This is a genomic window from Vibrio sp. YT-17 (assembly GCF_033337375.1).
In the GTDB taxonomy this organism is placed as follows: Bacteria; Pseudomonadota; Gammaproteobacteria; order Enterobacterales; family Vibrionaceae; genus Vibrio; species Vibrio alginolyticus.
This window is the reverse complement of the sequence record NZ_JAWOQP010000004.1, coordinates 120,035-134,883: the sequence shown is the minus strand read 5'-3', so window position 1 is coordinate 134,883 and position 14,849 is coordinate 120,035. Positions and strand designations below refer to the sequence as shown.

General features: G+C 44.2%; 11 protein-coding genes. 4 read left to right on the top strand and 7 right to left on the bottom strand.

Annotated elements, in window-relative coordinates; translation table 11 throughout:
• Positions 1-100: 100 nt before the first annotated feature.
• A complete protein-coding gene (locus R7F67_RS05735; RefSeq protein ID WP_258660310.1) occupies positions 101-1,096 on the bottom strand; it encodes a transporter in 996 nt (331 codons plus the stop codon).
• A 476-nt stretch (positions 1,097-1,572) separates the two neighbouring features.
• Here R7F67_RS05735 and R7F67_RS05730 point away from each other — a divergent pair, with 476 nt between their 5' ends.
• The gene (locus R7F67_RS05730; RefSeq protein WP_025768211.1) at positions 1,573-3,264 is read left to right on the top strand and encodes an AMP-binding protein; all 1,692 of its coding nucleotides are present in this window, start codon (positions 1,573-1,575) and stop codon (positions 3,262-3,264) included.
• 68 nt (positions 3,265-3,332) lie between these two features.
• Here R7F67_RS05730 and R7F67_RS05725 read toward each other — a convergent pair whose 3' ends face one another.
• Complete coding sequence (locus R7F67_RS05725) at positions 3,333-3,533, bottom strand: DUF1127 domain-containing protein (protein WP_224721253.1); 201 nt, start codon at positions 3,531-3,533, stop codon at positions 3,333-3,335.
• Positions 3,534-3,639: 106 nt separating this feature from the next.
• Between R7F67_RS05725 and R7F67_RS05720 the strand changes: the two genes are divergently transcribed.
• Complete coding sequence (locus tag R7F67_RS05720; RefSeq protein ID WP_318057097.1) at positions 3,640-4,587, top strand: LysR substrate-binding domain-containing protein; 948 nt, start codon at positions 3,640-3,642, stop codon at positions 4,585-4,587.
• 118 nt (positions 4,588-4,705) lie between these two features.
• Here the strand turns inward: R7F67_RS05720 and fusA are convergent, their stop codons facing one another.
• Positions 4,706-6,796, bottom strand: a complete 2,091-nt coding sequence (fusA, locus tag R7F67_RS05715; protein WP_005386444.1) for an elongation factor G — start codon at positions 6,794-6,796, stop codon at positions 4,706-4,708.
• Positions 6,797-7,011: 215 nt separating this feature from the next.
• Positions 7,012-8,391 carry a DNA repair protein RadA gene (gene radA, locus R7F67_RS05710; RefSeq protein WP_005386443.1) on the bottom strand — a complete coding sequence of 460 codons (1,380 nt, stop codon included), beginning with the start codon at positions 8,389-8,391 and terminating at the stop codon, positions 7,012-7,014.
• Positions 8,392-8,527: 136 nt separating this feature from the next.
• On the opposite strand from radA, the gene R7F67_RS05705 reads away from it, so the two are divergent.
• Positions 8,528-10,876, top strand: a complete 2,349-nt coding sequence (locus tag R7F67_RS05705) for a PilZ domain-containing protein (RefSeq protein ID WP_005380143.1) — start codon at positions 8,528-8,530, stop codon at positions 10,874-10,876.
• Positions 10,877-10,939: 63 nt separating this feature from the next.
• On the opposite strand, the gene serB is transcribed toward R7F67_RS05705, so the two are convergent.
• Positions 10,940-11,920: a phosphoserine phosphatase gene (gene serB, locus R7F67_RS05700; RefSeq protein WP_005386439.1), complete on the bottom strand. Its 981-nt coding sequence runs from the start codon at positions 11,918-11,920 to the stop codon at positions 10,940-10,942.
• Positions 11,921-12,011: 91 nt separating this feature from the next.
• On the opposite strand from serB, the gene R7F67_RS05695 reads away from it, so the two are divergent.
• Positions 12,012-12,617, top strand: coding sequence for a YtjB family periplasmic protein (locus R7F67_RS05695; RefSeq protein WP_005391677.1), 606 nt, complete (start codon positions 12,012-12,014; stop codon positions 12,615-12,617).
• Between the two features lie 95 nt (positions 12,618-12,712).
• Here the strand turns inward: R7F67_RS05695 and deoD are convergent, their stop codons facing one another.
• Both deoD and R7F67_RS05685 read right to left on the bottom strand, forming a co-directional pair.
• On the bottom strand, positions 12,713-13,432 hold the full coding sequence (gene deoD, locus R7F67_RS05690) for a purine-nucleoside phosphorylase (RefSeq protein WP_005380140.1): 720 nt from the start codon (positions 13,430-13,432) through the stop codon (positions 12,713-12,715).
• Between the two features lie 143 nt (positions 13,433-13,575).
• Complete coding sequence (locus tag R7F67_RS05685; RefSeq protein ID WP_085569826.1) at positions 13,576-14,796, bottom strand: phosphopentomutase; 1,221 nt, start codon at positions 14,794-14,796, stop codon at positions 13,576-13,578.
• Positions 14,797-14,849: the final 53 nt, after the last annotated feature.

Below are 14,849 nucleotides of genomic sequence, written 5' to 3'. Positions count from 1 at the left end.
TATATACCTACTTTATCCAATATAATCCAATCAATTTATAATGCGAACACTAGGCGCTAACGATAAATTAGGCCCAAGACTCAAGGGCCTAATATCCATTTTACAAATTAAAAGGTACTCGTACTGTTAATTGAAAGTCGGGAGTATCTTCTGTAAGACCAGCTTGAGCACTAACATTGATAGATGAGCGTTCACTAAAGGCATAGTTTATACCAAAAGTTAATGCATCTAATTGAAGCAACTTAGCATCATCTGCCGATCTGCCATTTACTTTGCTTTTTAAAATAGTTTTATGGCTAAGTCCTAAAGAGAATGAAAGATCAGGATTCACCGCAAACCCCATTCCCCCTGAAAGAGAAATAGTGTCTCCAAGTTCAACATCAGCTTTTGTGTCGCCAACTGTAACAGTATCCTCTAAGTTATAAATATAACTTAGACTAGCGAACAAGACCGCAGGATCAACAGGGTGAATAAGAGATAGATTAGGCTCAAAACTCCAAAAACCCGAACCTGTAGGGACATCACTAAATGAGTTGCTTCCATCTTCAATAGAAACATCATAAGGCGATCGTCCTGTATCCGACTTTACTCTAAGGCCACCTACCCAGTATGGCGCAGACTCAAAGTTAAACTGGTGCCTCAATGCGAACTCTACATCACCAAGCCCTCCGCCATCCACCGTTGTGTTTACTACTTCACTGTTTGAACCATCTTGAATGGGGCGCGTAGAAACTTGGTCATTACGATACACATACGGCACTCTAACTTCTAACTCTGTGGCGTTTGTTAAACCGTACCGAGCAGTTAATCCAACGGTTACTGTAGTCCTATCCGAATCACTCACTTCAATTCGCCCAACAATCAGAGTTGGTAAGACTGTATATCCAACAACAGATACTTTGTTTGAAGAGTTTTGTGTATAGCTCAAAGACGAATCAAATGACCATTTACCTTTAGGTGTGAGAACGCCTGGGCGCTCAATAACATCACCAACCGTTTGGGCGCGCTGAGGAATATCATCTCCTTCAGCACCATATGCATTCCCCACAATGAATAAACTACAAAGATAGGTACCCAGTAAAGTCTTCCGTAACATCACATCTTTCCTTTTGCTGATGATCGTACCCAAGTAATCTCAGGCAATAGCTTGAGGTGAAGCTCCTAACTTTCCAAAGTAAGATTAGTATAGCTACTTCAAAACCACGACATACCTTTAAGTTTGGCGCTTTGAAGAAATTAGGAGACATTTATACTTATCTTCAACACTAAGCCACTAGTTAATAAATAATTAGGATAGATTCTATGTTTTCGCAATATTATTAATAAAATAAATTGCTTACCTGTGCTCTTAGTATGAAGTCGGTATGACATAACAGCTGAAAAGCCTGTTCTCTTTTGCGTAGCATCAATCACATTGCTTTTTAGATCGAGTCGCTCCGACTTCAACCATAACTAACGCTATCTTCCCCACATATTTCATCAAAATGCATTCCCGTGTCGCGATTTAACATGCTAAAGTTAACAATGCGTTAACAATTATAAATACAATGAGAAGACATGGAGTCACTTAAAATGAATCAGCCGAATCTAAATAGCGCTGCTGGTTGCGCTCTCCCACCACCAAATGAAATGATCCTCAAATGGGCTCAAGAGCGTCCAAATGAGGTCTACCTAAAACAAATTATTAACCGACAATTTGTTGAGTACACATTCTCTGATGTTGCAGATCAAGCCTTAAAACTTGTCAGCGCACTACGCTCACTTGGTGTAAAGCCTGGCGACAAAGTCGCATTAGTATCTAAAAACTGTGCAGAATGGTTTATTTGCGATCTTGCTATGATGCTTGGTGACTATGTCAGTGTGCCAATCTTTCCTACCGCCGGTGCAGACACCATCGAATACTGTGTGACTCATAGTGAAAGTAAAGCGATCATTGGCGGAAAACTCGATGATCCCAAAGCAACTCAGCAAGTCATTGATGCTATGCCTGAACTCATTAGCATCGCTCTACCTTATGACACGGCACCAAAGTGTAAGCACGAATACCAAGCGCTCATTGCTGATGCAGTGCCAAGTAAAGAGCGTCCGCAGCATTACGATGACAAGCTAATGTCGTTGGTGTATACCTCAGGCACATCAGGGTTACCGAAAGGCGCGATGCTAACTTACGGCGCATTCAGTTGGTCTGTTCAGCAACTGATCAATCATATTGGTATCCAAGAAAACGACCGATTGTTCTCTTATTTACCGCTCGCTCATATTACAGAGCGTGTTTATATCTTCGGTTCATCGATTATGGGTGGCGTGCCAACAGCATTTCCAGAGTCACTGGACACTTTTATCGAAGATGTGAAGATGCACCGACCAACTCTGTTTATCTCCGTCCCACGATTATGGACGCTATTCCAGCAACGTATTCAAGACAAACTTCCACAGAAGAAGCTCAATATTCTGTTGAAAATCCCATTCGTCAATTCTTTGATCAAGAAAAAGCTAGCAGATGGTCTAGGTTTAGATCAGGCTCGAGTATTAGGCTGTGGCTCTGCACCTGTCTCGCCAGCGCTGTTGGAATGGTACCACTCAGTGGGCCTTGATATCACAGAGGCTTGGGGGATGACGGAATCATTTGCCTACAGCACGCTCAACTACCCATTTAGAGCTGACAAAATCGGTAGTGTCGGTAATGCAGGACCAGGCATTGAGTTAAAAATCGCAGCTGATGATGAAATCATGGTGCGTGGCAAAGGGCTATTTTCTGGCTACTACAAAAATGACATTGCCACCCAAGAGTCTTTTGATTCAGAGGGCTGGCTACACACAGGCGATATCGGCGCTATCGACTCAGATGGTTATCTAACGATTCAAGGCCGTAAAAAAGATAACTTCAAAACCGCCAAAGGTAAATTTGTCTCTCCGGTTCCTATCGAGAAAAAGCTTTTCGAGTACAGTCGCGTAGAGATGATGTGTCTCATCGGTTTAGGGCTACCCGCTCCGATTCTTTTGGTTGTGCCACATGACTTCCCTAACTTTGATCGAGAGCGATACGCACGTACCACACGTAAAGTTATTGCCAGGATGAATCAAGAACTCGCCTCTCATGAGCAAATCAAAGGTGTGTTAATGATTAAAGAACCTTGGAGTATAGAAAATGGCGTACTGACGCCAACGCTTAAAATTAAACGTCATGTGCTCGAACAAAAGTATCATGAGATAGGCCACAATTGGCCAAAAGATGAATTGGTCGTGTGGGAAGAAGACTTGTAATTTTGCTTGCACTCCTCAACACCATTGGGGAGTGCAACTTAACTTTGAGCTTGAATCAAACTCATAAACTACTCTCTCCAGAATGGCTTACTCACTTCACAACTAATCTCCCTTTCACCTAACCCAATATCGTCCCAAAGGTGCTTTGGTAACTCTCTCAAGTGACGACGTGTCTTATAGTTCCTTCTCCAAGCCGCCAGTTTAGAATAAATTAACTGTAACCCGCTCTGATGGGCAGTAGGTATAGTACGCTCACAAGTGTGTGTCATGTTTTCCATTTCAAAGATCCCTATACAATGTTGACCACTTAATAATCAGCGACTACGCTGATATCCTCAAACGATAGAATCTGCCATAGAGTTAAGGAAAACTAATGTGAAAGATCGAATGCCTCCCTTACAGGGCTTGTATTACTTTTTCGTTGCAGCAAAGGAAGGAAGCTTTAAAACGGCAGCAAAAGAACTGTTTGTTACGCCAGCGGCCATTAGTCAGCAAATTCGTCATTTAGAAGAGTTCTTAGGCACGGACCTATTTGTTCGTCAGCACAGAAAAATCGTGCTCACACCTGAGGGAGAGCTACTGTTTAGTCAGGCAGAAAGAGGGTTTGCTCATTTGCAGCAAGGGGTAAGATTAGTCAATCAAGATCCAAACCCGAACCACCTTTCGATATCAACACTCCCCTCTTTCGCTCATCATTGGTTAGTCCCGAAAATTACGGCTTTTCGTCAGCGTCACCCTGATATCGCCTTGCTATTAGAACCAACCAATGATTTGGTGTCTTTTCAAGATAGCCAGATAGATTTATGTGTTCGTTACGGTTTAGGAAAGTACCCCAATTTAGAATCACAATGGCTAATGGACGAAGCTTTTTATCCAGCTTGTCATCCGGTGTACCAGAAAGAGCACGGGATCTATAACATCGAGGATTTAAGCAAAGCTGAGCTGATTGAAGATGTTTGGCCTGATCTTGATTGGAATATGTGGTTAGCAACCTTGGGTTACTGCGCAGCAAAGCCTACCTTAAAATACAGTGGATCACATCTCGTGCTTGAGGCTGCACTATCACTTCAAGGCGTGGCATTAGTAAAACACAGTTTAGCTCATCAATATTTTCGTTCTGGCAAATTGGTCCGAATTGGAGATATCGCTATCAAGCCCAACTTTGCGTATTACTTGTGTGCGCCAAAAGGCTACTTAAAAAGACCTAAAGCTCAATTGTTTGCGCAATGGTTGAAGGAAGAAATAGAAATATTTGAAAAGTCAGTGGTACCAGACTTTAAGACCATTGACCTAAAAGGCAACAGCACTAGAACGGCATCATAACAATCATCAAAACAAACGCTAAATAGGAATAAAACAAACACGCTCTGCGTATAAGACTGCTAAATACAAAAAGCCCCGCACTAAGCGGGGCTTTCAAGTTATAGAGTTAACTTAAGAATTACTTCTTAGCATTACGCTCTTTAACGTCAGCAATTACTTGCTCTGCAACGTTTGTTGGACATGGTGCGTAGTGTGAGAACTCCATAGAGAACTGACCACGACCAGAAGTCATAGTACGTAGAGTACCGATGTAACCAAACATTTCTGATAGAGGTACATCACCCTTGATACGTACGCCAGTAGAAGCTGCTTGTTGGTCTTTGATCATACCACGACGACGGTTAAGGTCACCGATTACGTCACCAACGTGATCTTCTGGAGTGAACACGTCAACTTTCATGATTGGCTCAAGAAGTTGCGCGCCAGCTTTAGGCATAGACTGACGGAATGCACCTTTCGCTGCGATTTCGTAAGCGATAGCTGAAGAGTCAACTGCGTGGAAACCACCGTCGAATAGTTCAACTTCAACGTCTAGAGTAGGGAAGCCAGCTAGAACACCGTGCTCCATCATTGACGCAAAGCCTTTCTCAACTGCAGGCCAGAATTCTTTAGGTACGTTACCACCAACAACTGTTGATTTGAACGTGAAGCCAGAGTTTGGCTCACCTGGTTTGATGCGGTAGTCGATCTTACCGAACTGACCAGAACCACCAGACTGTTTCTTGTGCGTGTAGCTATCTTCGATTGCTTGAGTGATAGTTTCACGGTAAGCAACCTGTGGAGCACCAACTTCTAGCTCAACGCCGTAAGTACGCTTAAGGATATCTACCTTGATGTCTAGGTGAAGTTCACCCATACCTTTCAGGATAGTTTCGCCTGAATCTTCATCAGTCTCAACTTGGAATGATGGATCTTCTGCAACCATTTTACCGATCGCGATACCCATCTTCTCAGAACCGCCTTTATCTTTAGGCTTAACTGCGATAGAGATTACTGGATCTGGGAAGATCATTGGCTCAAGAGTACATTCGTGCTTAGGATCACATAGAGTGTGACCAGTTTGAACGTTCTTCATACCAACTACAGCGATGATGTCACCAGCTTGTGCTGAATCGATTTCGTTACGCTCGTCCGCGTGCATCTCAACCATACGGCCGATACGCTCTGTTTTACCAGTTGCAGAGTTAAGGATTGTGTCACCTTTCTTCATCTTACCAGAGTAGATGCGGATAAAGGTTAGAGCACCGAAGCGGTCATCCATGATCTTAAATGCAAGAGCACGTAGTGGCTCGTCTGCAGATACAGTCGCAACTTCACCAGTTGGCTCACCAGTCTCTGAATCAGTTAGAGGCTGTGGATCAACTTCTGTTGGAGATGGTAGGTAATCAATTACCGCGTCAAGAATAAGTTGGATACCTTTGTTCTTGTACGCTGAACCACAGTAAGTTGGGAAGAATGCTAGATCACGAGTACCTTTACGGATACAACGTTTGATGTCTTCTAGAGATGGCTCTTCGCCTTCTTCTAGGTAAGCCATCATTAGATCTTCGTCTTGCTCTAGAGCAGTTTCGATTAGCATTTCACGGTATTCAGCAGCTTTCTCTACCATGTCTGCTGGAATATCTTGAACTTCGTAGTTCTCTGGTTGGCCAGACTCATCCCATACGTAAGCTTGTTGGCTTAGTACGTCTACAACACCTACGAAATCTTCTTCGATACCGATAGGTAGAGTCATAACTAGAGGTGTAGCACCTAGTACGTTCTGTACTTGATCTACAACTTTGTAGAAATCTGCGCCCATACGGTCTAGTTTGTTAACGAAGATCAGACGTGATACGTGTGATTCGTCAGCGTAACGCCAGTTAGTTTCTGACTGAGGCTCAACACCACCAGAACCACAGAATACACCGATACCACCGTCAAGTACTTTTAGAGAACGGTAAACTTCGATAGTGAAGTCAACGTGTCCAGGAGTATCGATGATGTTTAGACGGTGATCGTTCCAGAAACAAGTTGTTGCTGCAGACTGGATTGTGATACCACGCTCAGCTTCCTGCTCCATGAAGTCAGTAGTAGTTGAACCGTCGTGAGTGTCACCGATCTTATGGATCTTACCAGTTAGCTTTAGGATACGCTCTGTAGAGGTAGTTTTACCCGCGTCTACGTGAGCAAAAATACCAATGTTTCTGTATTTTGATAAATCAGTCATTGTCTTACTCTGTTAATAAGGTATAAAGTGCGCGCAGAGTATATCACATTCTGTCAATACTGATACCCTTGCGTGCGGATGGAAGAAAAAAAATTTTAACGTGAAATTTCCGTCCCCAAAGCATAGTCAAACACAGCAATTTATGTACTTTATTCGCATTTTATTGAGGACGGATAGAACAGTTTGTGATTGCACAAATACCATTCTTATGAGCATTACAGCTCGTCAAAAGCCTCTATCGCTTCCGACAATTTCTTAACGCCGTGAATTTGCATGCCAGGGATGCCACCTTTCGGCATGTTGGCTGCTGGCACGATGGCTTTCTTGAAACCATGTTTGAACGCTTCATTCAAACGCTCTTGCCCACTTGGCACTGGACGGATTTCGCCCGCAAGCCCTACCTCACCAAAAATCACCACATCTTTAGGGAGTGGACGGTCACGAAAACTCGATAAAAGCGCCATAACTAAAGCAAGATCAGCGCTTGTCTCCGTCACCTTAACACCGCCAACCACATTAACAAAGACATCTTGGTCTGCCATTTGTAAGCCACCATGCTTATGCAACACAGCGAGCAAAAGTGATAGGCGGTTCTGCTCCAAGCCGACCGCAACACGACGAGGGTTGGCTAACTGCGAGTAATCCACCAGCGCTTGAATCTCTACTAGTAGAGGGCGCGTGCCTTCCCAAACCACCATGACTGAAGAGCCTGATGTTTCTTCTTCACCACGAGAAAGGAAGATCGCTGATGGGTTACTCACTTCCTTCAATCCTTGGCCTGTCATTGCAAATACACCAAGCTCATTCACAGCACCAAAACGGTTTTTATGACTACGCAAAGTGCGGAATCGGCTATCCGTTCCACCATCGAGTAGTACCGAACAGTCGATAATGTGTTCAAGAACTTTGGGGCCCGCAAGGGTACCATCTTTTGTTACGTGACCAACAATAAATACCGCAACATTATTCTGTTTTGCGTATCGTGTCAGAGCCGTCGCAGATTCACGTACCTGAGCAACACTGCCAGGCGACGATTGAACATCAGAAACGTGCATCACCTGAATCGAGTCTATTACCATTATACGAGGCTGCTCTTTTTCGGCGATTTGGCAAATTTTGTCGACGTTCGTTTCCGATAGCATTTTTAAATGATCTTTCGGCAAGCCCAATCGGGAAGCACGCATTGCCACCTGCTGTAACGACTCTTCACCGGTTACGTAAAGCGTTGGCATTTGCGCAGATAAACTACACATGGTTTGCAACAGAAGGGTTGATTTACCTGCACCAGGGTTACCACCAATCAAAATTGCGGCACCTGGCACAACACCACCACCCAACACGCGGTCAAGCTCTTTAAACCCACTGGTGAAGCGAGGTACTTCTTGCAGATCAATTTCGGATAGCGTTTGAACCGTAGCTTCTGTTGCGGAACCAGCGTAGCCGCTTAAGCGTTCATTGCGAGCAACGGTTGGCGATGCAGCGATACGTACTTCTGTTATCGTATTCCATGCACCACATGCGTTACACTGCCCCTGCCAACGGGGAAAGTCCGCGCCACAATCATTACAAACATACGCTCGTTTTGCTTTCGCCATGATGCCTCAATTTTTTCTACAAATGTGACTAAGCACAGCCAAGTCAGACCTGAACTGAAATGAACTATTGATATACTTAAGTATTACTTCGCTTAGCCGATACAATTTAAAGTAACGACATACTCTAACAGAAATAATGCAGCAATCTGAAATTCTCTCGCTCGCAGAACGACTCATTCCCGTTTACGGTACGAATGACTTTGACTTTGTCCTTGGCCAACTGACCGAGGAAGAGCCGCCTTCGGCCAAAATTTTGGTTAAAATGGAACTTAACCGCTTAATGGCTCCATGCAAAAAAAGCATTGATTTGCGAGGTCGCGTTCAAGGCGAATGTCGCGAGTATATTTTGGATGGTATTCCACATTGGTTGGATGATGTTGCTTTCAACGCTTACCATAAAAACATCAAAAAGTTTGGCTGCTACACGGAAGGAATGTGGGAAGCATTGGTCAACACGCGAAATAACTTTCGCGTAATGAGCAAGCGCCTTACTCAGCAAAAAACGCAATCGTTAACGGATCCTAAAAGCCCGTTCTTAGCAGAACCCGTTCACCTAGGCTACGATTTAAAGCGCCAAGAAAAACGCTTGAAAGTCCAATCTCAAGTTGAAATTTGCCGTTCTAAAGGACAGCTTCTTCATGGATTAAGCATTGATTTATCTAGCTCTGGCGCAAAGTTCAAAGTCCCTAGCGCATTTAAATATAACCTTGGGGAAATTATTCAGGTCACGTTTACTGAATTTGCCAGCAAATCTAACGTTGCAGGTATAGAGAAACCGCTTGCATACCGCATACTCGCGGTTGATGACTGTTACGAAAATGACTCAGTTCGATACCTCAGAACCATACGCTTAACTGACACCAATGTCGTCACCAGAGTGATAGATGAAGCGCTCAACAGTGCTGCTAAAAGGGCTCGTCACGACAATCAAGACAAGATTATTCGAGCTCGAACTCGCGGTTATGAGCACATCGCACTAAAGCACACCAGCAGCTTGCCTCTATTCTTTGATGGTAGTGACCTAAAATTAGCAATGTTAACGCCAAACAATCAAAAGCTTTGGCAATACTGGCACGATGAGAGAAACCAGCAAATGTTTGGTTCCTTATTCAACGAGCAACGCATCGCGTCACTCATTAAGCCTGGTGTGAAAGGAACAACCAATGTCCTTTATTCATTTACTCACGAGCACGAGAATCGAACCTATTTCTATTCGATGTTTCGCCCTGAAGCAACTCGCGAACAGCGCCAGCTATTTTGGCATTTAGGTGGCAAACGAGAGAGTTGGCGCGCCTTTAGAATTTCAATCTTTGAACTATCTGAGCAAGAACAGGAAGACCTAGCAGCTTTCTCTCCAGAGTTAGCAGAAACGTCTCAATCACTGACTCATATTGGTATTTTGCAAGAAATTGCTGACGAAAAATCAGGGCAGGATTACCTGCTAACTGAAAAGCCGCGCTTACCCGCTAATACGTTAAACGCGTTTCGTCATCCGAGAAGAGTTATCGGCAATCCAAAGGGCATTTATTTTGATGCAAAGTCTCGTCGAAAAGAGCCTCGTTATCGTTTTAAAACACCTTTAGAGTTGTACTCAGGACAAACTAAAACAGGCGGCTGTACTGTTGACCTTTCCAAACGAGGACTCGGAATTAGGCTAAGTGAGCCTACGATGTTACGTTCTGGGCAAGAGGTAAGAATCAACTTTCGAGAATTACAACTCTACGATAAAAAATTGCCGTTAATGTCGGTGCCATACCGAGTAATTCGTGTAAGCCCAGACGGTTGTAGCGTGCAGCTAGTTATTGATGAAAGCAGCCAAACCATGAAGGTAATCGCTTTTTTCAACAGCATTATCGAGCACAATCAAGACAAGCTAATCCCGCAAAAAGAGACGCTACCAAGTAATGCTCTACTTGAAAGGCTGCACTGCATGTTGCTCTCGCGTACGCTGAGCACGCCCATTTTTATCAGTAAGAGTACGTCATCTTCAATCAAAACCCCCGTTATCGGGGTGAACTTGCCGCTACCTAAACACATTGAGCTTTTTGCCCGTCTTGGGCATGACCAACTGTTGTCACTTGAACCTATCTTTAAAGGCCGGACAAGCACATTAATCGCAGAGCCAATAAAACGTGTAGAAGGTGCTCAAGCCAGACATCAGGATATCTACATAAGCGCCGCAAAAGTAGGCAATAAAATTACAGGCATTGAGTCAAAGCTTCATCAAGAGTTCAACAGCGTAAAAGAGCGGATTCAATTTATAAAGAAAGCGCGAATGATGGGTGACTTTTACGTGATTCGCCTTTCTACTGCGCCAATTTTCGATCCGATGACATCATTACTGCAACAAGATTTAAGTGACTTAACCCAATTTGGTGTACATCAAGCAAGCAAGTTAGAAAAAGAGTTGACGGCGCTCGTTGGTTACAGTGAATTTGAAGACATTACTGAAGAGGTTGTAATTAGATTGGAGTTAACCGAGTAAATTCAAAGTCATACCAAATTGAAAAAAAACACCGCCTTTCTGGCGGTGTTTTTGAATGGATGGTTAAGGTTTAGCTTTCCAGCTAACCTTTTGCTGCTTCACCAATGCGCCAGATAAAATACAGAGCACACCGCCTAACCCAGCAAAGCGAATCGCAGATTGCGCTTGAGCTTCCACTTTTGGTTTTGCGTGATACGCAATCCCTAATCCTGCCACCGACATCATCACAAGATCATTAGCGCCATCACCGACAGCGACCGTGTTGTGCTGCTCAATTTCATATTCATCCGCCAATTCCACTAGAATGTCTGACTTCATCTGCGCCGTTACCACATCGCCAAGTACGTTACCCGTGAGTTTGCCGTCAATAATTTCTAATTGATTGGAACGAGCAAAATCTAGGTCGACTTTATCTTTGATGTAATCAGAGAAGTAAGTAAAACCACCGGAGGCAATCGCTGTTTTCCAGCCCAAGGCTTTCAACGTCGCAATTAGCGCTTCAAAGTCCGGCATGAATGGTAACTGGGAACGAACTTGTTCAAGAATTGATTCATCGGCACCTTTGAGCTTACCAACTCGCTGACGTAAACTTTGCTCAAAATCCAGCTCACCTTGCATGGCACGTTCAGTGACTTCAGCGACCTCATCCCCTACTCCTGCCAGTTTCGCGATTTCATCAATACACTCTATCTGGATCGCCGTTGAATCCATATCAAATACAATCAACCCTTGGGTTGATAGATCGGGCACTTCATTAAGCGAGGCGTAATCTAGGTTGAGACTTTGTAAGATCGTTTCATGTTGAGGAGTCAACTCTCCGGCCATCAGGGCTACTTCATATTGGCCAACTTTCCACGTTTCTAGTATTGGGTTGTAAAAGCCGGTGAAGAAATCAATGTCTTCGAAGTGACTTGGCGAAAGGTACTCAGCAAATACGATCCAGTTTGCTTTTGCTTTATCTAATTGGGAGGCAAATCGAGTCTCGGGTAATCGTTTTAAAAGTGTCGTATGTTTTCTGATAGGCAAGCTTTTTGACGCGTCCATGTATATAATCCCTTATGACTTTGCTAAAACGTTACCTCAACAAACTAAAAAGGCAAGTCTTTGTTTTATTTTAAATGGATGAGTAAAGAGCATGAGTGAATCTTTGTTCTCAGTAAGGAATGCCCTAAGAATTCTGGCACTAATCCTACTGTGTGTGATGTTGTTTATCACAATAAAAAACAGTGTTGTGATCAGTAAGGGTAATGAGAAAATTCAAGCACAACAGCTTGAAACGCTCACCAAAGTTTTGATTTCACAGGCGTCTCTTTCTGCCAGTGAGATGATTTTAACTAAAGATCAAGAACGATTACTTCAGCTAACAAACCAGCTAGCACAAGACCGTTTAGTGTTTGATGCAACAATCTACGATGCACAGGGTGTACGTTTAGCGTCTAGTGAAGAGGCATTATCGGTACGCGAAGTTCTTGGCCTGGATACGCCTTTGGCAACAGCTTCCATTGGTCGCCAGCAGTTGGTTGAACCAGTTTTTGCAGATGGTGCGCTTATCGGTTTTGTTCGCGTGACCTTTGAGACGGGCCGGGTGACGGCTATTTCTGACCACCACTATCGCAAGAGCGATCGTTATATGTACATGATGGTCTTAATGAGCTTTGTCTGTGGTATGTTGTTCATCTTGATTTTACGTCGACAACCGATACGTCGTAAAAAAGCGCCAAACCTGCTGCTAACCAAGTAACTAGGTAGCGCTAACAACTCATATAAAAACAGCCCGCAATGTGTGGGCTGTTTTTTTAGCTCTTGAGAGCGAAAAATAGAATGACTCTTCGTCGCTTACTCTTCGTCACCAAGCAATACTGAATCTAGTGCGATTAGCATCATGTCGTTGAATGTCGTTTGACGCTCGTCAGATGTAGTCTGTTCGCCAGTCTTGATATGATCAGAAACCGTACAGATTGTCAGAGCTTTTGCACCGTATTCTGCCGCAACACCGTAAATACCAGCCGCTTCCATTTCAACACCAACAATGCCGTACTTGTCCATTACATCGAACATTTCTGGATCTGGCGTGTAGAAAAGCTCTGCTGAGAATAGGTTACCAACTTTAACGTCAATACCGCGAGCTTTTGCAGCGTCTTCTGCCGCACGAACCATGTTGTAGTCTGCGATTGCCGCGAAGTCATGACCTTTAAAGCGGATACGGTTCACTTTAGAGTCAGTACATGCACCCATGCCGATCACAACATCACGCACTTTGATGTCTTCATTCACTGCGCCACAGCTGCCAACACGGATGATTTTCTTCACGCCGAAGTCTTTGATTAGTTCAGTCGCGTAAATCGAGCATGATGGGATACCCATACCGTGGCCCATTACCGAGATCTTACGGCCTTTGTATGTACCTGTGTAACCAAACATATTACGAACGTCACACACTTGAACGACATCTTCAAGGAAAGTCTCTGCGATGTATTTTGCACGTAGTGGATCACCAGGCATCAGTACGACGTCTGCAAATGCACCCATTTCAGCATTGATATGTGGAGTTGCCATTTTCTTTTCCTTAACCTTTCTCTAGCGCTCCGCGCTTAAGGCGATATAAGCCAGAGTATTCTCATTTCCGACAAGCAGCATTTACATACTGCAAACATAAAACTAGGAGCTATCAAGCTCCTAGTTTTCAAAAACCTAACTAATTATAGGAAGTTCTTACCGTAATCCATTGGAGAAGTACCGAAGTAACTTGCCAATGTTTGACCGATATCTGCGAATGTTTCGCGGCGGCCAAGAGAACCAGCTGGTACTTTTTGACCATAAACCAATACTGGGATGTGCTCACGAGTATGGTCAGTACCTGGCCATGTTGGGTCACAGCCGTGGTCTGCCGTTAGGATAAGCACATCGTCTTCTTCCATAATCTCTAGCACTTCGTTGATACGATCATCGAAGTACTCAAGTGCCGCTGCGTAACCCGCTACGTCACGACGGTGACCGTAAGCTGAGTCGAAGTCTACAAAGTTAGTGAATACGATCGTGTTGTCGCCCGCTTCTTTGATTTGCTCTAGCGTTGCTTCGAACAATGCAGGGATACCTGTCGCTTTCACTTTCTTAGTGATGCCGCAGTTTGCGTAGATATCAGCAATCTTACCAATAGAAACCACGTTGCCTTGCTTCTCATCAACGAGCTTCTGAAGAACCGTTGCTGATGGTGGCTCTACAGAAAGATCACGACGGTTACCTGTACGCTCAAATTGACCTTTACCAGCACCAACGAATGGCCGCGCGATAACACGACCAATGTTGTAATCTTCTAGCTCTTCACGTGCGATTTGGCAAAGCTCTAGTAGACGGTCTAGACCGAAAGTCTCTTCGTGACATGCGATTTGGAATACAGAGTCAGCAGACGTGTAGAAGATTGGTTTGCCAGTCTTCATGTGCTCTTCACCAAGATCGTCAAGAACTTGAGTACCAGACGCGTGACAGTTACCTAGGAAACCGTCAAGACCTGCACGCTCCAGAATGCGGTCAGTCAATTCTTTCGGGAAGCTGTTTGCTTTGTCAGTGAAGTAACCCCAGTCAAACAGAACAGGAACACCTGCGATTTCCCAGTGACCAGACGGCGTGTCTTTACCTGAAGAAAGCTCTGCTGCATGACCGTATGCACCAATGATTTCAGCGTCTGCGTCTAGTCCAGGTGCGAAGCGACCTGTCGATTCTTTATGCGCCATTGCCAAACCAAGTTTCGATAGATTTGGAAGGCGAAGTGCACCTTGGCGATTGTCGTTATCTGCTAAGCCTTTTTCACATTGGTCAGCGATGTGACCTAGTGTGTCTGAACCTACATCACCAAATTCTTTAGCGTCGGCAGTTGCACCGATACCGAATGAGTCTAGTACTAAAATAAATGCTCTTTTCATTGCTCGTTCCTTAGGCCCACTCGGCTTTTTATTATGGTTGAGTAGGCCTTGTG